Origin of the sequence: Pseudomonas sp. Irchel s3f7, assembly GCF_900187615.1 — a bacterium.
GTDB lineage: Bacteria > Pseudomonadota > Gammaproteobacteria > Pseudomonadales > Pseudomonadaceae > Aquipseudomonas.
Genome location: NZ_FYDO01000014.1, coordinates 141,660 through 161,821, shown reverse-complemented (window position 1 = coordinate 161,821; position 20,162 = coordinate 141,660). Strand labels below are relative to the sequence as shown.

Annotated in this window: 20 protein-coding genes; 9 read left to right on the top strand and 11 right to left on the bottom strand. The window is 59.2% G+C overall.

The window, feature by feature from the left end; all coding sequences use genetic code 11:
- Window positions 1-5: 5 nt before the first annotated feature.
- The 8 genes from lptC to CKW19_RS14430 all read left to right on the top strand — a co-directional run bounded on the left by lptC (window position 6) and on the right by CKW19_RS14430 (window position 5,526).
- A complete protein-coding gene (lptC, locus tag CKW19_RS14465) occupies window positions 6-578 on the top strand; it encodes an LPS export ABC transporter periplasmic protein LptC (RefSeq protein ID WP_095058456.1) in 573 nt (190 codons plus the stop codon).
- On the top strand, window positions 565-1,113 hold the full coding sequence (lptA, locus tag CKW19_RS14460; protein WP_095058442.1) for a lipopolysaccharide transport periplasmic protein LptA: 549 nt from the start codon (window positions 565-567) through the stop codon (window positions 1,111-1,113). The genes lptC and lptA overlap by 14 nt, the downstream gene beginning before the upstream one ends.
- The gene (gene lptB / locus CKW19_RS14455) at window positions 1,113-1,838 is read left to right on the top strand and encodes an LPS export ABC transporter ATP-binding protein (protein WP_053154596.1); all 726 of its coding nucleotides are present in this window, start codon (window positions 1,113-1,115) and stop codon (window positions 1,836-1,838) included. The genes lptA and lptB overlap by 1 nt, the downstream gene beginning before the upstream one ends.
- 186 nt (window positions 1,839-2,024) lie before the next feature.
- The gene (locus CKW19_RS14450; RefSeq protein ID WP_095058441.1) at window positions 2,025-3,518 is read left to right on the top strand and encodes an RNA polymerase factor sigma-54; all 1,494 of its coding nucleotides are present in this window, start codon (window positions 2,025-2,027) and stop codon (window positions 3,516-3,518) included.
- 74 nt (window positions 3,519-3,592) lie between these two features.
- On the top strand, window positions 3,593-3,901 hold the full coding sequence (gene hpf / locus CKW19_RS14445) for a ribosome hibernation-promoting factor, HPF/YfiA family (protein WP_060542979.1): 309 nt from the start codon (window positions 3,593-3,595) through the stop codon (window positions 3,899-3,901).
- A 12-nt stretch (window positions 3,902-3,913) separates the two neighbouring features.
- Window positions 3,914-4,378 carry a PTS IIA-like nitrogen regulatory protein PtsN gene (gene ptsN / locus CKW19_RS14440; RefSeq protein WP_095058440.1) on the top strand — a complete coding sequence of 155 codons (465 nt, stop codon included), beginning with the start codon at window positions 3,914-3,916 and terminating at the stop codon, window positions 4,376-4,378.
- A 2-nt stretch (window positions 4,379-4,380) separates the two neighbouring features.
- Window positions 4,381-5,238, top strand: coding sequence for an RNase adapter RapZ (rapZ, locus tag CKW19_RS14435; RefSeq protein ID WP_095058439.1), 858 nt, complete (start codon window positions 4,381-4,383; stop codon window positions 5,236-5,238).
- A gap of 15 nt (window positions 5,239-5,253) precedes the next feature.
- Window positions 5,254-5,526: an HPr family phosphocarrier protein gene (locus CKW19_RS14430; protein ID WP_095058438.1), complete on the top strand. Its 273-nt coding sequence runs from the start codon at window positions 5,254-5,256 to the stop codon at window positions 5,524-5,526.
- Window positions 5,527-5,694: 168 nt separating this feature from the next.
- Here CKW19_RS14430 and CKW19_RS14425 read toward each other — a convergent pair whose 3' ends face one another.
- The 6 genes from CKW19_RS14425 to pmbA all read right to left on the bottom strand — a co-directional run bounded on the left by CKW19_RS14425 (window position 5,695) and on the right by pmbA (window position 11,025).
- Window positions 5,695-6,588 carry a ZIP family metal transporter gene (locus tag CKW19_RS14425; RefSeq protein ID WP_095058437.1) on the bottom strand — a complete coding sequence of 298 codons (894 nt, stop codon included), beginning with the start codon at window positions 6,586-6,588 and terminating at the stop codon, window positions 5,695-5,697.
- A 29-nt stretch (window positions 6,589-6,617) separates the two neighbouring features.
- A complete protein-coding gene (locus tag CKW19_RS14420) occupies window positions 6,618-7,229 on the bottom strand; it encodes a superoxide dismutase (protein ID WP_095058436.1) in 612 nt (203 codons plus the stop codon).
- A gap of 1 nt (window position 7,230) precedes the next feature.
- Complete coding sequence (locus CKW19_RS14415; RefSeq protein WP_095058435.1) at window positions 7,231-7,659, bottom strand: hypothetical protein; 429 nt, start codon at window positions 7,657-7,659, stop codon at window positions 7,231-7,233.
- Between the two features lie 28 nt (window positions 7,660-7,687).
- A complete protein-coding gene (locus tag CKW19_RS14410; protein WP_095058434.1) occupies window positions 7,688-9,064 on the bottom strand; it encodes an aspartate ammonia-lyase in 1,377 nt (458 codons plus the stop codon).
- Window positions 9,045-9,452, bottom strand: a complete 408-nt coding sequence (locus CKW19_RS14405) for a FagA protein (protein WP_095058433.1) — start codon at window positions 9,450-9,452, stop codon at window positions 9,045-9,047. Before CKW19_RS14405 ends, CKW19_RS14410 begins: the two co-directional genes overlap by 20 nt.
- Window positions 9,453-9,678: 226 nt before the next feature.
- Window positions 9,679-11,025 (bottom strand): metalloprotease PmbA, encoded by a 1,347-nt coding sequence (gene pmbA / locus CKW19_RS14400; RefSeq protein WP_095058432.1) that lies wholly within the window; start codon window positions 11,023-11,025, stop codon window positions 9,679-9,681.
- 108 nt (window positions 11,026-11,133) lie between these two features.
- On the opposite strand from pmbA, the gene yjgA reads away from it, so the two are divergent.
- Complete coding sequence (gene yjgA, locus CKW19_RS14395; RefSeq protein WP_034148278.1) at window positions 11,134-11,658, top strand: ribosome biogenesis factor YjgA; 525 nt, start codon at window positions 11,134-11,136, stop codon at window positions 11,656-11,658.
- Between the two features lie 105 nt (window positions 11,659-11,763).
- Here the strand turns inward: yjgA and tldD are convergent, their stop codons facing one another.
- From tldD to CKW19_RS14370, 5 genes are all read right to left on the bottom strand, one after another.
- Window positions 11,764-13,206 carry a metalloprotease TldD gene (tldD, locus tag CKW19_RS14390; RefSeq protein WP_095058431.1) on the bottom strand — a complete coding sequence of 481 codons (1,443 nt, stop codon included), beginning with the start codon at window positions 13,204-13,206 and terminating at the stop codon, window positions 11,764-11,766.
- Between the two features lie 12 nt (window positions 13,207-13,218).
- On the bottom strand, window positions 13,219-14,073 hold the full coding sequence (locus CKW19_RS14385; protein WP_095058430.1) for a carbon-nitrogen hydrolase family protein: 855 nt from the start codon (window positions 14,071-14,073) through the stop codon (window positions 13,219-13,221).
- A 94-nt stretch (window positions 14,074-14,167) separates the two neighbouring features.
- The gene (locus CKW19_RS14380) at window positions 14,168-17,971 is read right to left on the bottom strand and encodes a YhdP family protein (protein ID WP_095058429.1); all 3,804 of its coding nucleotides are present in this window, start codon (window positions 17,969-17,971) and stop codon (window positions 14,168-14,170) included.
- A 75-nt stretch (window positions 17,972-18,046) separates the two neighbouring features.
- Window positions 18,047-19,504, bottom strand: a complete 1,458-nt coding sequence (gene rng / locus CKW19_RS14375; protein WP_095058428.1) for a ribonuclease G — start codon at window positions 19,502-19,504, stop codon at window positions 18,047-18,049.
- Window positions 19,505-19,561: 57 nt separating this feature from the next.
- Window positions 19,562-20,158 carry a nucleoside triphosphate pyrophosphatase gene (locus tag CKW19_RS14370; RefSeq protein WP_095058427.1) on the bottom strand — a complete coding sequence of 199 codons (597 nt, stop codon included), beginning with the start codon at window positions 20,156-20,158 and terminating at the stop codon, window positions 19,562-19,564.
- Between the last annotated feature and the right edge of the window lie 4 nt (window positions 20,159-20,162).

Sequence of the window (20,162 nt, the reverse complement as noted above, 5' to 3'; positions counted from 1 at the left end):
CCTATATGTTGAGCAAAAAGATTCGCAGTATTTTGTTGTTCGGTTGCATCGCGGCGATATTCGCCGCGGTCGGCTACTGGAACATCAGCCCGGAACGCTTCCTCGACAAGCCGGTTGTGCGTGCCAATGAAAGCGAGATCGACTATTACGCCATCAACGCCCACAGCGTACAGTTCCTGCCGGATGGTAAATTGCAGTACGAAATGACCTCCGACAAGGTCGAACACCTGAAAGCGACCGAAGTTACCTTGCTGACCAATCCCGACCTGAACATGTTCCGCGGTACCGAATTCCCGTGGCACGTCCAGAGCGAGAAAGGCGAGGTCAATCCCGATGGCACCGAGGTCGAACTGATCGACTCGGTACGCATCACACGCTTCGACGAAAAAAACCGCAGAACCCTGATCACCACCACTCGCATGACCGTGTTCCCGCAGCAGCAATATGCGCAGACCGAGCAAGACGTTAGAATCGACGGCGCTGGCGGTGTCTCGACTGGCAAGGGAATGAAGGCGTATTTGAAAGAAAGCAGGATACACCTGCTATCGAACGTAAGAGGACAGTATGAGGCTCGTTAAAACACTCCCTATTTTGCTCAGTCTGGGCGCAGCACTGGGAAGCGTGAGCGCCTGGGCTCTGCCGGACGATCAGCAACAGCCTATTCGCATTCAGGCCGACGACGCCCAACTGGACGACAAGAACGGTATTGCTACCTATACGGGCGATGTGATCATCACCCAGGGCTCGATGAAGGTCACCGGCAACAAAGTGACCATGACCCGCACCCCGGCCGGCGATATCGATGTAGTGACCTCCGTGGGCAACCTCGCCTACTTCGAGCAACTGCAAACCGCTGGCGATACGAAACCTGTTCAGGGTTATGGCGTGACCATCCAGTACCACGCCTCGCAAGACCGCGTCGTGCTGATCGACCGCGCCAAAGTCATCGACAAGGATGGCAACATCACCCAAGGCGAAAAAATCGTCTACGACACAAACAAGAAGCTGGCCAGCGCCGGTCGCGCCACCGGCAGCAAAGTCACCGAGTCGCGCCCACGCATCGACATGGTGATTCAGCCGAAAAAGAAAACTGACGAGCAGAAGGCCCAGTAATGGCAACTCTGAAAGCTCAGCACCTGGCCAAGGCCTACAAGAGTCGCCAGGTCGTGCGTGACGTCAGCCTGTCCATCGACAGCGGCCAGATCGTCGGCCTGCTCGGCCCGAACGGCGCCGGCAAGACCACCTGCTTCTACATGATCGTCGGCCTGGTGCAGGCCGACCAGGGTCGCGTTCTGATCGACGACCTGGACGTCAGCCACCAGCCGATGCACGGTCGTGCGAAGGCCGGCATCGGTTATCTGCCGCAAGAAGCGTCGATTTTCCGCAAGCTCTCGGTGGCCGACAACATCATGGCGATCCTCGAGACCCGCAAGGAACTCGACAAGGCAGGTCGTCGCAAGGAACTGGAAAGCCTGCTTCAGGAATTCCACATCAGCCACATTCGCGACAACCTGGGCATGAGCCTGTCCGGCGGTGAACGTCGCCGCGTGGAAATCGCCCGCGCACTGGCCACCAATCCGAAATTCATTCTCCTCGATGAACCCTTCGCCGGCGTGGACCCGATCTCGGTGGGCGATATCAAACAGATCATCTATCACCTCAAGGCCAAAGGCATTGGCGTACTGATCACCGACCACAACGTCCGTGAAACCCTGGACATCTGCGAAACGGCCTATATCGTCAATGATGGCCAGCTGATTGCCGAAGGTGACGCAGAAACGATCCTGGCCAACGATCTGGTCAAGGAAGTTTACCTGGGGCACGAATTCCGCCTGTAATGACTGCGCTCGCTGGTTTGCGCACGGGCGCCGACCGACATATCGACAAAGGTTTTCGTTTTTATTGTTACAGCGGTCTAGGCAAAGGCCTCTGATTCAGGCATATAACTTGCTTAAGTTTGGCGCCTCGGCGCCCTGTAGTGGATGGCGCATGTGCGCCGGCGAATAAGGTGTTAAGCCCCTGCCATGAAACCATCGCTAGTCTTGAGAATGGGCCAGCAGCTGACGATGACACCTCAGCTGCAACAGGCCATCCGCCTGCTCCAATTGTCGACCCTGGACCTGCAACAGGAAATCCAGGAGGCCCTGGAGTCCAATCCGATGCTCGAACGCCAGGAAGAAGGCGACGACTTCGACAACGCCGACCCCTTGGCCGACAACACCGAACAAAAGCCCAACACCGATATCCAGGAACCCTCCTACCAGGAGAGCGCACCGACCGTCGATAACCTCGAGGAAGGTGACTGGAACGAACGCATCCCCAACGAACTCCCTGTCGATACCGCCTGGGAAGACGTTTACCAGACCAGCGCCAGCAGCCTGCCCAGCAACGATGATGATGAGTGGGATTTCACTACCCGCACATCGGCCGGCGAAAGCCTGCAAAGCCATTTGCTGTGGCAATTGAACCTGGCGCCGATGTCTGACACCGATCGCCTGATCGCCGTCACCCTGATCGATTGCATCAATAATCAGGGCTATCTGGACGAAACCCTTGAGGAAATCCTCGAAGCGTTCGATCCGGAACTGGACATTGAGCTGGACGAAATCGAAGCGGTCCTGCACCGCATCCAGCAATTCGAACCGGCCGGCATCGGCGCCCGCAACCTGGGCGAATGCCTGCTGCTGCAATTGCGTCAGCTGCCTGCCAAAACACCTTGGCTGGCCGAAGCCAAACGGCTGGTCACCGACTACATCGATTTGCTTGGCGGCCGAGATTACAGCCAGCTCATGCGTCGCATGAAGCTCAAGGAAGACGAACTGCGCCAGGTGATCGAACTGGTCCAGAGCCTTAATCCGCGCCCCGGTTCACAAATCGAGTCCACCGAAGCCGAGTACGTCGTGCCTGACGTCATCGTACGCAAGGACAACGAGCGCTGGCTGGTCGAACTCAATCAGGAGTCGGTACCTCGGCTTCGGGTCAATGCCCAGTACGCAGGCTTCGTACGCCGCGCCGACACCAGCGCCGACAACACCTTCATGCGCAATCAGTTGCAGGAGGCCCGCTGGTTCATCAAGAGCCTGCAGAGCCGCAACGAAACCCTGATGAAAGTCGCTACCCAGATCGTCGAACACCAGCGCGGCTTTCTGGAGTACGGCGACGAAGCCATGAAGCCATTGGTCCTGCATGACATTGCCGAAGCGGTGGGCATGCACGAGTCGACGATTTCACGGGTAACCACCCAGAAATTCATGCATACCCCACGGGGTATCTATGAGCTGAAATACTTTTTCTCCAGCCACGTCAGTACCTCCGAAGGCGGCGAATGCTCGTCTACGGCGATCCGCGCGATCATCAAAAAACTGGTTGCCGCGGAAAATCAGAAAAAGCCGTTGAGTGACAGCAAGATCGCTGGTTTACTGGAGGCACAAGGCATTCAGGTGGCTCGCCGCACCGTCGCCAAGTACCGCGAATCCCTCGGGATCGCGCCTTCGAGCGAACGTAAGCGGTTGATGTAGAGCCACGCCACAGCGTTCCAGTGGTAGATCATCTGATCTACCGCTTTATGCACTGGCAACGAAGGAGAAGCTGTATGCAAGTCAACATCAGTGGACACCAACTGGAAGTGACCGAACCTCTTCGCACCTACATCGGCGAAAAACTCGAACGATTGGAGCGACATTTCGACAAGATCACCAACGTGCAAGTCACGATGACGGTCGAGAAGCTGAAGCAGAAAATCGAAGCCACCCTGCATATTCCCGGCAGTGAAGTGGTCGCAAACGCTGAGCATGACGACATGTATGCGGCGATCGACTCACTCACCGACAAGCTGGATCGCCAACTCAAAAAGCATAAGGAAAAGACCCAGAGCCTCCTTCAGGGCGCAACCGGTCGTTAACACTCCCAACCCATGATCCGACTTGAAAACATCCTGACCCCCGGCCGTTCTTTGGTGAACGTGCCGGGCGGCAGTAAAAAGAAAGCCCTCGAACAAATTGCCAACCTCATCCATCGCGAAGTGCCGGATCTGGAGATGCAAGATGTCTTCGAGGCATTGATTGCCCGTGAAAAACTCGGTTCTACCGGTTTTGGCAACGGCATCGCCATTCCTCACTGCCGCCTCAAAGGTTGCGTGTCGCCCATCAGTGCCTTGATGCACCTGGACGCACCTATTGATTTCGACGCTATTGATGGCGCCCCGGTTGACCTGCTCTTCGTGCTGTTGGTCCCGGAAGCCGCCACCGATGCTCACCTGGAACTGTTACGACAGATCGCCAGCATGCTCGACCGCAAGGAAGTGCGCGAAAAACTGCGCAGCGCCCCGAGTAATGAAGCCTTGTACCAGGTCGTCCTGGACGAGCAAAACGGTCATTAATCATGCGTTTGATCATCGTCAGCGGTCGCTCCGGCTCAGGTAAAAGTACCGCCCTCGCCGTTCTCGAGGACAACGGATACTATTGCATCGACAACCTCCCTGCCGGGTTGTTGCCGGAGCTTGCCGAGCGCGCACTTGTTCATACTGAGCTGTCTCAACCGCTGGTTGCCGTGTCCATTGACGCACGCAACCTGCCCAGTCATCTCTCACGTTTTCCCGATCTCCTCGAAGAAGTCCGCGGCCGGCATATCCAGTGCGATATTTTGTACCTGGACGCCGATGAAGAAACGTTGCTCAAGCGCTTTTCCGAAACCCGTCGACGTCACCCGCTGAGCAACGCCAATCGTTCGCTCGCCGAAGCAATCAACGTTGAAAGCGTCTTGCTCGGCCCCATCGCCGACCTCGCCGACCTCAAGATAAACACCACCAGCCTGAATTTGTATCAACTGCGCGACTCGATCAAATTGCGCCTTTTGAACCAGCCGGAACCCGGCACGGCATTTCTGGTGGAGTCGTTCGGGTTCAAGCGCGGTATGCCGGTAGACGCTGACCTGGTGTTCGACGTACGTTGCCTGCCCAATCCCTACTGGAAGCCGGAACTGAGAGAACAATCCGGCCTCGATCAGCCGGTTGCCGATTATCTGGCGGCACAGCCAGATGTCGAAGAGATGTTCCAGGACATTTCCACATACCTGCTAAAGTGGCTCCCTCGTTTTGCCGCCAGTAACCGCGCCTACGTGACCATTGCCATTGGTTGCACTGGCGGACATCACCGTTCCGTCTACCTGACCGAACGCTTGGGCAAAGCCCTGCAACAAACCCTGAAGAACGTCCAGGTCCGCCACCGCGACCTCAGCTAAAGGATTCACATCGCGATGCCTGCTCTGGAAATCGAAATCATCAACAAGCTGGGTTTGCATGCCCGCGCTTCTGCAAAATTCGTCGGTATTGCTGGCCAGTTCCCTTGCCAGATCAGAGCCGGACGCACCCCCCAATCGATGGTCGACGGCAAAAGTATCATGGCCATGATGATGCTCGCCGCTGGCAAGGGCACCACCATTCATTTGAGCACGGAAGGCGAGCAGGAACAGGAAGCGCTGGACGCGCTGGTGGCATTGATCAACAACTTCTTCGACGAAGGCGAATAACCGCTACCGAATTCTTTCCCGGTGACTTTGTGGCGAGGGAGCTTGCTCCCGCCGGGACGCGAAGCGGCCCCAACGCCTGTCATCGCAATGCACCAGATACTCCGCGCGTGCTGATTTCACGACTACTTCGCAGCCGAACGGGAGCAAGCTCCCTCGCCACACAGCAAATCAAGCCAACGCCGTATCCATCACCATCATCAAACAAAACCCGATCAACAATCCAAGGCTGGCCAGCTTGTCGTGGCCGTGCCTGCGCGATTCGGGAATGATTTCGTGAGTGACCACCAAAAGCATCGCCCCCGCTGCCAGCGCCAACCCCAAAGGCAGCAGCAACTCGGCCAGACTCACCAGCCATGCGCACAACAGTGCGAAAACTGGCTCGACCAGACCTGAAGCAGCGCCGATCAGGAATGCCTTGAACCGCGACATGCCGGCACCGGCCAGAACCAAGGCAATCACCAACCCTTCCGGCACATCCTGCAAGGCAATGCCCATCGCCAGACTGTCGGCATCCGGCATACCACCTCCGGCCGAAACGCCCACCGCCATGCCTTCGGGAATGTTATGGGCAATGATCGCGAACACGAACAACCAGATCCTTGGCGGAATGATCGGATGTTCGACGCTACCATTGAGCATTTCCGGCGATGCCCCTGACACTTTGCGATCCACCAGAAACAGGCCGAATGCGCCGAGCATGATGCCAAGACTGATCAGGCCGCTGGCTGCAAACGGACTCATGCCTAGCTTTTCCGCCGCCGCAATGCCAGGCACGATCAGCGAGAACGCTGTCGCCGCCAGCATGACCCCGGCACCGAAGCCCAGCAATGAATCGCTGAGTGCCAGGGGCATGCGCCGGATCACCAGTACCGGCACCGCCCCAAGCGCTGTGCCGAGGGCGCAGATCGCACCGCCCTGCAACGCCCGCGACAGCTTCGGCTCCAGATCGAGCCATTCCAGCCCGTGCGCAACCAGCAAACTCATGCCGGCCAGCAGTAACAACGATCCAAACGCGTAACGAAACATCCGTCCACTGCCGGTCGCCAATGTTTCAGTGCCCATAGTCAGCCTTGGATAGTTTTATAAAAGACTTAAACCAGTGCGGCCTGATAGCGAGCAGCAACTTCCGGCCAGTTGATCACGTTGTAAAACGCACTGATGTATTCCGGGCGGCGGTTCTGGTACTGCAAGTAATAGGCATGTTCCCAGACATCCAGGCCAAGAATCGGCGTGTTGCCGTTCATCAAGGGGCTGTCCTGGTTGCCACTGCTTTCCACCACCAGCGTCTTTTGCGGGGTCACGCTCAGCCACGCCCAACCGCTTCCGAAGCGAGTCAATGCCGCTTTGGTGAAAGCATCTTTGAAACTGTCCAGGCCGCCCAGTTGCTCTTCGATGGCATTGGCCAGTACACCTTCAGGTTTTCCGCCGCCGTGAGGTGCCATGACTTCCCAGAATAGCGAATGATTGGCATGACCGCCGCCCTGGTTGATCACTGCAGCGCGGAGCTTCTCGGGCAATTGCTGCACCGCAGCCACCAGCTTTTCCACCGGCCATTCGGCGAACTCGGTGCCTTCAACGGCGGCGTTGAGGTTGTTGATGTAGGTCTGGTGATGCTTGGTGTAATGAATTTCCATGGTCTGCGCATCGATGTGCGGTTCCAGGGCGTCATACGCGTACGGCAAGACAGGCAGGGTAAAAGCCATTTCAATGGACTCCATGGTGATGAGGCGCAGGCTTCGCAGCATCGATGTGCAGCAACCGATGTGTGCGTGGGTACTCGCCGTGATCGCTGATGAAATTCAGCAGCTCGACATAAGTCTTGCTGCTCTGGCGCAACGCGGCTTCGCGCAAGGCCGGTGACAAACGCGGATCCTGCAGGGTCTGCAGCAGCCGCTGGTGGATGGCGCAGAGGTATTCGGCGCTTTCCTCCGGCTGGTTGAGGCGCAGATGCAGGTCCGCGAGGTTGTGATGGGAAATCACGCAAGCTGCTACCGCCTCTTCAGCATCCGCCCAGCGCTCGAACAACACCTGGGCCAGGGCCAATGCCTGCAGGTACATCTCGCGGGCATCGACCAGTTCACCCAGCATGAAAAAGCGATTGGCTCTCTCGATCGTGCGTTTCCAGTGCTCCATGGTGTGCCTCCAAAGCGGTAGCGGGGGTTTACACGCCGCCAGCGGTGAGTTTTTCCGGGTTGAGCAGTTCTTCCAGTTGGCTGCGCGACAGGTCGGTGTGCTCCAGCGCGACGTCGATGACCGGTCGACCTTGCTGATAGGCTTGCTTGGCGATTTCGGCAGCTTTCTGGTAACCAATGATCGGATTGAGCGCCGTCACCAGAATCGGGTTGCGCGACAGTGCCTCTTTGATTCGGTCTTCGTTGACCTTGAAGCTGGCTATGGCCTTGTCGCCTAACAAACGACTGGAAGTGGCCAGTAATTCGATGCTGCTCAGCAGATTCTGGGCGATGATCGGCAACATCACGTTCAGCTCGAAATTGCCGGACTGACCGGCAATGGTGATTACCGTGTCATTGCCGATCACCTGGGCGGCAACCATTGCGGTGGCTTCAGGGATCACCGGATTGACCTTGCCGGGCATGATCGAAGAGCCCGGTTGCAAGGCTTGCAGTTCGATTTCGCCGAGACCGGCCAGCGGACCGGAGTTCATCCAGCGCAGGTCGTTGGCGATTTTCATCAACGACACGGCGGTGGCCTTGAGTTGACCGGAGACAGCGACCGCGGTGTCCTGGGAACCGATCAGCGCGAACAGGTCCTTTCCCGGCTGGAATTGAACGTGAGTCAACTGGCTCAATTGCAGGCTGAAACGTGCTGCGAATTCAGGGTGTGCATTGACGCCGGTACCCACCGCCGTGCCGCCCTGTGCCAGAGATTGCAGCGCCGGTTGCAGATCTTGCAGATGACCGATATTGGCCTTTAGCTGTTGCGCCCAGCCATTGAGCACCTGGCTCATGCGCACCGGCATGGCGTCCATCAAGTGGGTGCGTCCGGTTTTGACGTGGTGATGCACCTGTTCGGCCTTGCGCTCGATGACCTGTACCAGGTGCGTCAGCGCCGGCAGCAATAGCTCATGCAATCCCAACGCCGCGCTGACATGAATGGTGGTCGGAATGATGTCGTTGCTGCTCTGCCCGCAGTTGACGTGATCGTTCGGGTTGACCCCTTCGCCAAGCAAGCGGCTGGCCAGCGTGGCGATCACTTCGTTGGCGTTCATGTTGGAGCTGGTGCCGGACCCTGTCTGGAAGATATCCACAGGGAAGTGCTGCATGAAATCGCCTTCGAGCAGACCTTGGGCCGCCTCGACGATGGCATTGCCCTGGGTTTCGCTGATCTGCTTGAGCTCGATGTTGGCGCGCGCTGCGGCAGCTTTGGCCAGGATCAGCGCGCGGATGAACTGCACCGGCATGGGTTGGCCGCTGATCGGGAAGTTATCCACTGCACGTTGCGTCTGTGCGCCGTAGAGGGCGTCTTCCGGGACCTGAAGCTCACCCATGCTGTCGCGCTCAATACGTGTCTTGGTCATCTGAAAATCCTTGCACCAGTTCAGTTAGGGGAATTGAAGGCTGCAACTCGCAGGTAGCCAGTTGCCACGTGTAGAGCTGCCAGCGCTTGAGGCTGCATGTGCACAGAGAGAGGCGTTCGAGTTCACGCAAGGGCCGCCAGGCCTGGTCGAGACAGTAGGTGCGCCAGTGCCACGGCAGCGCGACATCGGCGGCAGTGTCGAGCAACAAACGGAAGGAAGTTTCGGCGACGGTCCAGGGTGAGGTGGCCGTGCAACACGCCAGATACCGGCCTTCAGCCAGGTAGTGATCGATCAGGCGAGGCTCGTCGGGGTTCATCGCGCAACGGATCTGGCGACTCATCCAGCGCCAGCTTTCGAGGTACGGCTGCTCGTGCAAGGCAGAACTCATGATCCGGGGGCTCATTCGGTAATGAGATTTATAATTAGATGATAATGAGAACCAAAACAAGCGTGCCGGACTACTCATCGCCTTCTGTAGGAGCCCGGCTTGCCGGCGATGGCGGCTGTGACATCGCCATCGCCGGCAAGCCGGGCTCCTACAGGGATTGGCGTAAACCCAATAAAAAGGCGCGCCACCCAATAGGTGGCGCGCCTTTTTGTGCAGCGGCCGAGGTTTAGCTGCCCGCCACCGTCATCCGCTCGATCAGCACCGAACCGGTGCGAATGTTGCTGCGCAGTTCCAGGTCATTCCCCACCGCAACGATCTGTTTGAACATATCGCGCATGTTGCCGGCAATGGTCACTTCCTGGACCGCGAACTGGATTTCGCCGTTCTCGACCCAGTATCCCGCGGCACCACGGGAGTAATCGCCGGTCACCATGTTGAGGCCCTGCCCCATCAATTCAGTCACCAGCAAGCCACGGCCCATGCGCCGCAGCAACGCCGCCTGGTCTTCATCGCCATGGGTGACAAACAGGTTATGCACGCCACCGGCGTTCGCTGTACTCGGCATACCCAGCTTGCGACCGGAATAAGTGCCAAGGATGTAGGACACCAACTCACCTTTTTCGACGAACGGTTTGGCGTAGGTCGCCAGGCCGTCGCCATCGAACGCCGCGCTGCCCATGGCACGCATCAGGTGCGGACGCTCGTCGATGGTCAGCCATTCCGGAAACAGTTTCTGCCCCAGCGTGCCTTCAAGGAACGAGGATTTACGGTAAAGACTGCCGCCGGAGATCGCCGACAGGAAACTGCCGAACAAGCCGCCCGCCAATTCTGCGGAAAACAACACCGGCACTTCGCACGTCGGCACCGGACGCGCACCCAGTCGGCTGGCCGCTCGTTGCGCGGCACGCTGGCCGATGCTCACCGGGTCGGCCAGCAAATTGCCCTGACGGTTCACGTCGTACCAGTAATCGCGCTGCATCTGGCCATCGGCCTCGGCAATCATCACGCAGCTCAGGCTGTGGCGGGTCGATGCATAACCGCCGACAAAGCCATGGCTGTTACCGTACACGCGGCAGCCCTGATGGGTGCTGAGCGTCGTGCCGTCGGCGTTCTTGATCCGGCTGTCGGCGGCAAACGCCGCGGCTTCGCAGGTCAGGGCCTGTTCGATGGCTTGCTCCGGGGTGATGTCCCATTGGTGGAACAGATCGAAATCCTGAAGATCACGCGCCATCAGCGCGGCATCCGCCAGGCCCGAGGCTTCGTCTTCCGAGGTGTGCTTGGCGATGGCCAATGCAGCCGCCACCGTTTCACGAATGGCGTCCGGTCCACTGGCCGAGGTGCTGGCCGAGCCTTTGCGCTGGCCGACGTACAACGTGATGCCAAACCCTTGGTCACGGTTGAATTCAACGGTTTCGACTTCACGCTGACGCACCGTGGTCGACAGGCCCTGCTCCAGGGAGACCGCCACTTCACAGGCGCTGGCGCCCTGGCGCTTGGCTTCAGCGATGATCTGCTCGACTTGCTCCTGCAGTGCCGGCAACGCTTGCGGGCCGACGCTTTCAACTGCACTCATGCTGTTCTCCACTCAAATTCTGCTTTCGGTAACGGTCATCGAGCGACCGGGCCGGACAAGCGGCCCCCGACTGGTTATCATGGCGGCGTTTCTTTGCGGACGGCCACCATGGTTGATTCTTACGACGACTCCCTCGATACGGGAGAAAAAAGCAAATCCCAGGTCAAACGCGAGCTGCATGCTCTGGTTGACCTCGGCGAGCGCCTTACAACACTCAAGCCTGACTTGCTGGCAAAACTGCCGTTGACCGACGCTATGCGCCGGGCCCTGGCCGATGCGCCCAAGCACACCGCGAACATCGCGCGTAAACGGCACCTTCAGTTCATCGGCAAACTGATGCGCGATCAGGACACTGACGCCATTCTGGTTTTGCTCGATCAACTCGATGCCTCCACTCGCCAGTACAACGAACGCTTCCATAACCTGGAACGTTGGCGCGATCGCCTGATCGCCGGCGACGATGCCGTGCTGGAAAAGTTCGTCGTCGACTACCCGGACGCGGACCGCCAGCAATTGCGTTCCCTGATCCGGCAGGCACAGCACGAGGTTGCGCAAAACAAGCCTCCTGCTTCCAGCCGTAAAATCTTCAAGTACATCCGTGAGCTGGACGAGACTCAACGCGGTCTGCGTTAATTCTCGCCCCCTGTAGGAGCTGCCGCAGGCTGCGATTTTTTGATCTTTTTCTATTGAAAAGCAAAGATCGCAGCCTGCGGCAGCTCCTACGGGAGCATTACATCCTTACGAGCCCGTGCCACCCACGGTGATCGCATCAATCTTCAGCGTTGGCTGGCCGACACCCACCGGCACCGACTGCCCATCCTTGCCGCACGTCCCCACACCACTGTCCAGCGACAGATCGTTACCGACCATCGACACTTTGCTCATGGCTTCCGGCCCGTTGCCGATCAGGGTCGCACCTTTGACCGGTGCGGTAATCTTGCCGTCTTCGATCAGGTACGCCTCGCTGGTGGAGAACACGAACTTGCCGCTGGTGATGTCGACCTGGCCCCCGCCCAGGTTGGCGCAGTAGATACCGCGTTTCACCGAGGCGATGATTTCTGCCGGGTCGCTTTCGCCGGCGAGCATGTAGGTGTTAGTCATGCGCGGCATCGGCAGGTGTGCGTAGGATTCGCGACGACCGTTACCAGTGCGGGCCACGCCCATCAGGCGCGCATTGAGCTTGTCCTGCATGTAGCCCTTGAGTACGCCGTTCTCGATCAGCGTGGTGCACTCGGTCGGCGTGCCCTCGTCATCGACGCTCAGGGAGCCGCGACGACCGGCCAGGGTGCCGTCATCGACGATGGTGCACAGCTTCGACGCAACCATTTCACCCATGCGCCCGCTATAGGCCGAACTGCCCTTGCGGTTGAAGTCGCCTTCCAGACCATGGCCGACCGCTTCGTGCAGCAGCACGCCCGACCAACCGGAACCGAGCACCACCGGCAATGTGCCAGCCGGTGCCGGGATGGCTTCCAGATTGACCAGCGCCTGGCGCAACGCTTCACGGGCATAACCCATGGCGCGGTCTTCGGCGAGGAAATAGCGGTAGTCGGTACGACCGCCACCGCCATGGCCACCGCGCTCGCGACGGCCGTTCTGCTCGACGATCACACTGACGTTGAAACGCACCAGCGGCCGCACGTCCGCCGCCAGGCCGCCGTCGGTGGAGGCCACCAGAATCCGTTCCCAGACGCCGGCCATGCTCACGGTGACCTGCTGAATACGTGGATCAAGGGCACGGGTCGCAGCGTCGATGCGCTTGAGCAAATCGACTTTCTCGGCGCGGCTCAGCACTTCCAGCGGATTGTCCGGACCGTACAACTGCGCGACGTCTTGCGTGGTGAACGCCTGCACCGTGCCATTCTGCCCGGCGCGGGAAATCGAACGGGCGGCACGGGCGGCGGCGCCCAACGCTTCCAGGGTGATGGCGTTGCTATAGGCAAAACCGGTTTTTTCACCCGATTGCGCCCGTACGCCCACACCTTGATCGAGGTTGAAACTGCCTTCCTTGACGATGCCGTCTTCCAACGCCCAAGACTCGGAAATCTGTCCCTGGAAATACAGGTCGGCGGCATCGATGCCCGGGCCGGCGAGATCGCCGAGCACACCTTGCAGGCTCTCGATCGTCACGCCGCCAGGCGCCAGGAGGTGTTCACTGACTGAGGACAACAACTCGCTCATATGTTTTACGCCTTAAATTCGTCGTTCTGATGCAGGTCGCCGGGCGCCCTGCGAGAAAAAGCGCCGGTGACTGGACACCGGCATCCGCGCCCGGATGGACGCCTGTTCGCTGCTATCGCGTTCGGCCAGCAGCACGGCCTCGCCCTGGTCCTGTTGCGCCAGCACTCGACCCCACGGGTCGATGATGGCGGCGTGACCGAAGGTCTCCCGCGGCCCCGGATGCGTCCCACCCTGGGCAGCCGCGAGCACATAACATTGGGTCTCGATGGCCCGCGCGCGAATCAGCACATCCCAGTGCGCGGCGCCCGTCACCGCAGTGAAGGCCGATGGAGCGGTGATCAATTCCGCGCCGGCTGCACGCAACTCGCTGTACAGCTCAGGGAAGCGCAAGTCATAACAGACCGTCAGGCCAACCCGGCCGACCGGCGTGTCCGCCACCACGACACCATTGCCATAAGCATAGTCATCGGATTCTCGATAACGCCCACGATTGTCCGCTACGTCCACGTCGAACAAATGCAATTTGTCGTAGCGCGCCACCGTTTCGCCCTGGTCATCGACCAGCAGCGAACAGGCATGCACCTTGGCCGTCGGCTGATCTGCCGGCGGCAACGGTAATGTGCCAGCCACTATCCATAACTTGAGGTCACGTGCTGTCTGTTTCAACCATGGCAGGATCGGGCCTTCACCCAATGCTTCGGCGCGACCGATGTCGGCGATGTCGCGGCGGCCCATGGCGGCGAAGTTTTCCGGCAGTACGGCAAGCTTCGCACCGCCAGCAGCCGCTTGCTCAAGCAAGCGACGGGCCTGTGCCAGATTGGCCAGCACATCGCTCTGGCTGACCATTTGAATCACCGCGACAGACATGGCCTTATCCTTTCTGAAATCACTTCATACCCTGTAGGAGCTGCCGAAGGCTGCGCCTTCGGCCATGCTACTCCATAGGCCCGGAAAGCGGGTTTCAAAAAGGTTTTTCGAAGGTGATTTTCGGCTCTTTCCACGGCCCTTTGACGGTGTACTTGACGCTGGCGAAACGCGAAACGCGGTCGCCGATCAGCTTGTCCATCAAGAACAGTGCCCCACCGATCGCGGGCGCACCGACAATCAGCGCGGCAATCGGCAAGTTGTTGGTCACCGGCAAGGTCACCAGCAGTTTCGCATCGATCTGGTCCGCCACCATATTCAAGGTGCCGTCGAGTTCGATGGTGCTCGACGGGCCAGTCAGACGGATCGGTTCACGGGTGACATACACCCCGTTGGACGCCACCAGCAAGCCTTTGACCCGGTCGTAACTCAGGCCTTTGCCGAACAGGTCGGAGAAATCCAGGCGCAAGCGACGGCCAATGGAGTTGAAGTTGAGCAGGCCAAACACGCGCAATGCCTGGGCACTGCCCTCGACCTCGACAAACTGGCCTTCATTGAGCGACGCATCGAGGCTACCGGAGAACCGCTTCGTCGCCACCCAGGCTGGCGAGCCCGGCCAGCGGCCATCGACATCCATATGAAAGTCCTGGCTGGTGACGCTCGGTGCAAAGCCCCAACCCTTGAGCACATCCGCTAGGTTCTTGCCGCTGATTCGCCCCTTGTACCAGCTGTTACTGGCCCCCGGCGTGCCTTCCCAACCACCGCTGCCCTGCAACAGCATGCCCTTGAGCCCCATATCCAGCGAGTTGAAGGCGATGCCTTTGGCCGTCGGTCGAATTTTCAGCGACCACGCACCGACCAGATCCTTGCCCTGATACAGCTGATTGATGGTGATATCTATCGCCGGGATTTTCGTCGGGTCCACCGTTGCCAGCGGGTCGGGTGAGTTTTCGTCCGCCAGCACAGTCGGATCCGGCGCCGGCAGACGCACGGTTTGCAGATTGATCACAATCGGCACGCCTTTCGCGTCGGGAATGCTGGCGCTGCCCTTGACCTGCTGACTGTCGAGCTGTGCCGCCCAAGAGGCCGGTTTACGCGTCAACTGCACCGATGCCTGATCCAGTGTCGTGCCAATGCCACTGAGTTTGCCCACTTTGAAATCGGCACCGCTGAGCAACTGTTTGGCGCTGCCGCTCGGGTCCTGACCGGCATACTTGTCCACCAGCGCCTTCCACGGACCGACATCCAGCTCCGAAAGTACACCCCGTATCCGCAGGCCTTTGGCGCCGGGCAACACGGCATCGCCGCCACCGAGAAACAATTCACCGCGTCCGTCGGCAAAACTGCCGGTCGGCGCTGCAAATGTAAAATTCGCCAGGTTTCCGTAGTTGACCCAGTAGCGCCGTTCGGCGCCTTGCAGGGTCATGCGCAACGTTGTATCGCGCCCGACGTCGGCGGGCATGCCGAACGGTGCCGGCAAATCGACCGCCACACCTTTAAGGCTGGAATTGACCATCAGTTGGCTGTCGGCGCCGTCCAGGGTCAGTTGCAGTTTGTAAGGGATCACGCCACTGACCGGCAGCGGCTGCGTCACCTTCAGCCAGTCAGTGAGTTTCTTGACCTCGACATGCCCCGAGGCGACGACGCGGGTATTGAGCTTGCCCCCGCGTCCATCGGCAAAAATCTGGGCAGTCACCGGTTTGTCGAAGGCTCTTGCGCTGATGTTCTGGCCACTCAACCCCTTGCCGCTGTCAAACCGGAAATCACCTTTGAGATGAGTCAGCTCCAGCGAAGGCTCGGCGAGTTTCAACCGCGCCTTGTCAGTTTTGAAATCGACGAGAATTTTCGGCTGCTCGCCTTTGGCCAGCGGGATATCCAGTTTCAGCTTGCCCTGCAATTCGCCCTCGCCTTCCCACCCGGCAAAGGTGTCGGCGGTGCCGATCGGTGCTTGCTGAAGGATTTTCAGGCCATCGCCCAAACCACCGGCAAATTTGCCGTCGAGAAACAGGCGGGAGGTTTGCCCCGCTGGAACGTGAGGGATATTGACGTCAACATCGCTGACCTGAGTGTCGAGCAACTGCCCCTTGCTGGCCAGAACCCGCACGCCACTGTCCTCGACAAACACATCGCCCGTGACCTTGCTGACATGCGGCCAGCCCGGCTGAAATGCCAGTTCGGCATCGTGAACCTTGAAGAACAGGCTGATGCTGCGATCCGTGTCCTTGGCATCGCGGCTCAGTGAGCCCTGATACTGGAAGAAACCCTCGTCGACCGCACCTTTGAGGATGGCGGTGCGCAACCATTCATCCAGCGCCGGGCCGAGGAGCTTCGGCAGGTACTTGGCGGTATAACGACCGTCGCCGTCCACCAGGCCCACACGCAGGTCCATGTAGTCTTCCTGTACGGGATCGAAATACAGCCTAATCAGGAAGTCACCGGCAATCTTGCCTTCTTCACCCAACACCTTCAGGTACGGCGCAACGAGGGTGAAGCTGTCTTTATCAAGTTTCCAGGTCAACCGCGCGTTGGCCTGAATGTATTGCCATGGCTTGGCGAAGATCGGGTCCAGGTGCAGCATGAAATCCTTGCTGTCCATGCGCAGTTCACCGTGCCCCAGGTCGCCGCTGATACTGCCGCTGACATTGCGTGCCGCCGGCGCGCCGTAATACGCGTCGAAGCCGACCCGGTCGAGGTTGGCGGCGAACTCGAATTTTTTGTCGCCCGTGGCATTGGGCCGGATATCGATCAGCACATTACGCAAACCGCCCGTGACCTTGAGCCGCTCCACTACCGTGGCAACCCCCTGGGGCAGTGGCCCGAGAGCATTGATCAGCGGCGTGAGCGGCGTGAGATCGACGCGATCAGCCTGCAGGTGCCAGAGCTCTTCGGCGGTGTCAGTGGTCACCGTTTGTTTGACCTGCAAGCGCGTTTCCCAGCGCGTCTCGTCCAGGTTCATGGCCAGCGAATCCACGGTCACCAGCATGCCCTCGGCACCGCGCTGGAAATAACCGTTCAGGGCCAGATTGTTGATCTGGATCGGCTTGCGCTCGGCATAAGCCCCCTTGAGCTGTGGCGCGTTCAAGCGCACGGCAACGCTTTGCACAACGCCCTTGCCCCAATTTACCCACAGCTCGCCACCGGCCTTGATCTCGGTGAAATTCCATTGCTGGGTCAGTTGCTCGGGCAACCATTTCGACCAGTCGCTTTGCGGCAGGCTCAGATAGACTTCTGCCTCGCCGTCCTTCCACTCACTGGCGCGAAGGCGGGTGCGTAGACTCATGGCCATCGGCTGGCCGTCGGGAAGTGTCAATCGAGCGTCGAGGCGCTGACGAGTGGGGCCGACCTTCAGATTCATGCCGACATAGGTCAAGGTCAGCGGCGACTCGCCAAACGGTTGCAGGGTGACCTGACTGTCGAGCACCGACAGTTGCCTGATCATCTGCATTTGGTTGAGCAACTGCTCTGGATCGAGGGGTTGATCGCCTTTCACCGGCAAACCTTCCAGCGCCCACTGGCCGTCCTCGCCTTGCTTGAGGCTGATTTTCAGGCCATTGAGCTCCAGATGTGCGATACGCAGTTGGCGCGTCAGCACGCTGGCCCAGAGGTCCGGCACCGCCCGCACCTGATCCAGATGCAAGGCATTGGCGCCCTCGCCGAACGTCACATCGTGAGCCAGCAAAATCGGTGCGAAGCCGCTCCAGCTGCCTTCCAGCTCACCGATCTGCAACGGCATGCCCAAAGCTTCGGTGGCTTTGCTTTCGACTTCGGCACGGTACTCGGCCACCAACGGTGACAGCTCACGGCCAAGGCTGACATAGAGCGCCAGCAACACCAAAACCAACGCGCAAAGGCCCAGCCCCCAGCGGGTCAGCGTGGCCAAAATGCGTGTCAGACGATCCATGTCAGTTGGCTCCCATGGCAAAAGTCTTGCAAAAAGCTGAGGCCAGCCGCTCTGGTACTACTGAAGCGTAAAGATTCAGAGCAACACCACGTCGTACTGTTCCTGGGAATACATGGTTTCGACCTGGAACCGAATCGTGCGACCGATAAAGCCTTCAAGCTCAGCGACATTGCCCGACTCTTCGTCCAGCAGACGATCGACAACTTTCTGGTTCGCCAATACACGATAGCCTTCCGCCTGATAGGCGCGAGCCTCACGAAGGATTTCGCGGAAGATTTCGTAGCAAACGGTTTCCGGTGTCTTCAGCTTGCCGCGCCCCTGACAGCAGGTGCACGGCTCACACAATACTTGTTCGAGGCTTTCGCGGGTGCGCTTGCGGGTCATCTGCACCAGGCCCAACTCGGTGATACCGATGATGTTGGTCTTGGCGTGATCGCGCTCCAGTTGTTTCTCGAGCGTGCGCAGCACCTGGCGCTGGTGCTCTTCATCTTCCATGTCGATGAAATCGATGATGATGATGCCGCCCAGATTGCGCAGGCGCAGCTGACGAGCAATGGCAGTCGCGGCTTCCAGGTTGGTCTTGAAGATGGTTTCTTCGAGATTGCGATGACCGACGAACGCCCCGGTATTGACGTCGATGGTGCTCATGGCTTCCGCCGGATCGACCACCAGATAGCCGCCGGACTTCAGCGGGACTTTGCGCTCAAGGGCTTTCTGGATTTCGTCTTCGACACCATACAAATCGAAAATCGGCCGCTCGCCGGGGTAGTGCTCCAGGCGATCAGCGATCTCCGGCATCAGTTCGGCGACGAACTGCGTGGTTTTCTGGAAAGTCTCCCGGGAATCGATACGGATTTTCTCGATCTTCGGGCTCACCAGATCGCGCAGCGTGCGCAACGCCAGGCCGAGGTCTTCGTAGATCACGCTTGGCGCGCCGATGGTCTTGATCTGTTCGTTGATCTGATCCCAGAGCCGACGCAGGTAGCGGATGTCCATCAGGATCTCATCCGCCCCGGCACCTTCGGCGGCCGTGCGCAGGATGAAACCGCCGGCTTCCTTGATGCCTTCCTTGGCCACGCAATCGGTGACCACTTGCTTGAGGCGATCGCGCTCGGCTTCGTCTTCGATCTTCAGGGAAATGCCAACGTGGGCCGTGCGCGGCATGTACACCAGGTAACGCGAAGGAATCGACAGTTGCGTGGTCAGGCGCGCACCCTTGGAACCGATCGGGTCCTTTGTGACTTGCACCACCAGGCTCTGGCCTTCATGCACAAGGGCACTGATGCTTTCGACTGCTGGACCTTCGCGCAGGGAAATTTCCGAAGCATGAATGAACGCGGCACGATCCAGGCCGATGTCTACGAAAGCGGCCTGCATCCCCGGCAATACCCGCACGACTTTGCCTTTATAGATGTTGCCGACGATGCCGCGCTTTTGCGTGCGCTCGACGTGAACCTCTTGCAGGACACCGTTTTCGACCACCGCCACGCGCGATTCCATCGGCGTGATGTTGATCAGAATCTCTTCACTCATGGCAGGATCTCGTTCTGGCGTATTCACGATAATGGCCGCATTTGTTCAGTACGACGCTTAGCGCGCGTGGTGGGTTTGCCAACAGGGTATGCCGAAATGGCCGAGCAGTTCCGCGGTTTCGCACAGCGGCAGTCCGACCACCGCCGAGTAACTTCCATTGAGCCCGGCGACGAACACCGCACCCAGTCCTTGAATGCCGTATCCACCCGCCTTGTCCCGTGGTTCACCGCTGGCCCAGTAGGCCACGGCTTCTTCACGACTGATATCCCGAAAACGCACGCGACTGGTAACAACCCGGGATTCGCAACGCTCACCATCGAGCACGGCAATAGCGGTCAAGACCTGATGCTCGTGTCCGGACAACATCTTCAGCATGGCGCACGCGTCGGCTTCATCGACGGGTTTGCCGAGAATTTTTCCGTCGAGCACCACGGCGGTATCGGCGCCGAGAACACAGAACGGATCTTCAGACACGACCGAACCGCGCCCGGCCTCGGCTTTGCCGCGCGCCAGGCGCTCGACATAAGCCGACGGGGATTCTCGATCCAAAGGAGTTTCATCGATTTGTGCACTGATGGCGGTGAACGGCACGCCGATCTGCGTGAGCAGCTCACGCCGACGCGGCGAGCCAGAGGCGAGGTACAACCGTTTCATCAAG

Excerpts from the sequence above, each read along its gene's own strand:
- yjgA (WP_034148278.1), top strand. The coding sequence starts at position 11,134 with ATGGTTGATTCTTACGACGACTCCCTCGATACGGGAGAAAAAAGCAAA.
- CKW19_RS14450 (WP_095058441.1), top strand. The coding sequence starts at position 2,025 with ATGAAACCATCGCTAGTCTTGAGAATGGGCCAGCAGCTGACGATGACA.
- rng (WP_095058428.1), bottom strand. The coding sequence starts at position 19,504 with ATGAGTGAAGAGATTCTGATCAACATCACGCCGATGGAATCGCGCGTG.
- lptC (WP_095058456.1), top strand. The coding sequence starts at position 6 with ATGTTGAGCAAAAAGATTCGCAGTATTTTGTTGTTCGGTTGCATCGCG.
- hpf (WP_060542979.1), top strand. The coding sequence starts at position 3,593 with ATGCAAGTCAACATCAGTGGACACCAACTGGAAGTGACCGAACCTCTT.
- pmbA (WP_095058432.1), bottom strand. The coding sequence starts at position 11,025 with ATGAGTGCAGTTGAAAGCGTCGGCCCGCAAGCGTTGCCGGCACTGCAG.
- CKW19_RS14410 (WP_095058434.1), bottom strand. The coding sequence starts at position 9,064 with ATGACCAAGACACGTATTGAGCGCGACAGCATGGGTGAGCTTCAGGTC.
- lptA (WP_095058442.1), top strand. The coding sequence starts at position 565 with ATGAGGCTCGTTAAAACACTCCCTATTTTGCTCAGTCTGGGCGCAGCA.
- CKW19_RS14385 (WP_095058430.1), bottom strand. The coding sequence starts at position 14,073 with ATGTCTGTCGCGGTGATTCAAATGGTCAGCCAGAGCGATGTGCTGGCC.
- CKW19_RS14420 (WP_095058436.1), bottom strand. The coding sequence starts at position 7,229 with ATGGCTTTTACCCTGCCTGTCTTGCCGTACGCGTATGACGCCCTGGAA.
- rapZ (WP_095058439.1), top strand. The coding sequence starts at position 4,381 with ATGCGTTTGATCATCGTCAGCGGTCGCTCCGGCTCAGGTAAAAGTACC.
- tldD (WP_095058431.1), bottom strand. The coding sequence starts at position 13,206 with ATGAGCGAGTTGTTGTCCTCAGTCAGTGAACACCTCCTGGCGCCTGGC.
- lptB (WP_053154596.1), top strand. The coding sequence starts at position 1,113 with ATGGCAACTCTGAAAGCTCAGCACCTGGCCAAGGCCTACAAGAGTCGC.
- CKW19_RS14370 (WP_095058427.1), bottom strand. The coding sequence starts at position 20,158 with ATGAAACGGTTGTACCTCGCCTCTGGCTCGCCGCGTCGGCGTGAGCTG.
- ptsN (WP_095058440.1), top strand. The coding sequence starts at position 3,914 with ATGATCCGACTTGAAAACATCCTGACCCCCGGCCGTTCTTTGGTGAAC.
- CKW19_RS14380 (WP_095058429.1), bottom strand. The coding sequence starts at position 17,971 with ATGGATCGTCTGACACGCATTTTGGCCACGCTGACCCGCTGGGGGCTG.
- CKW19_RS14415 (WP_095058435.1), bottom strand. The coding sequence starts at position 7,659 with ATGGAGCACTGGAAACGCACGATCGAGAGAGCCAATCGCTTTTTCATG.
- CKW19_RS14425 (WP_095058437.1), bottom strand. The coding sequence starts at position 6,588 with ATGGGCACTGAAACATTGGCGACCGGCAGTGGACGGATGTTTCGTTAC.
- CKW19_RS14430 (WP_095058438.1), top strand. The coding sequence starts at position 5,254 with ATGCCTGCTCTGGAAATCGAAATCATCAACAAGCTGGGTTTGCATGCC.
- CKW19_RS14405 (WP_095058433.1), bottom strand. The coding sequence starts at position 9,452 with ATGAGTTCTGCCTTGCACGAGCAGCCGTACCTCGAAAGCTGGCGCTGG.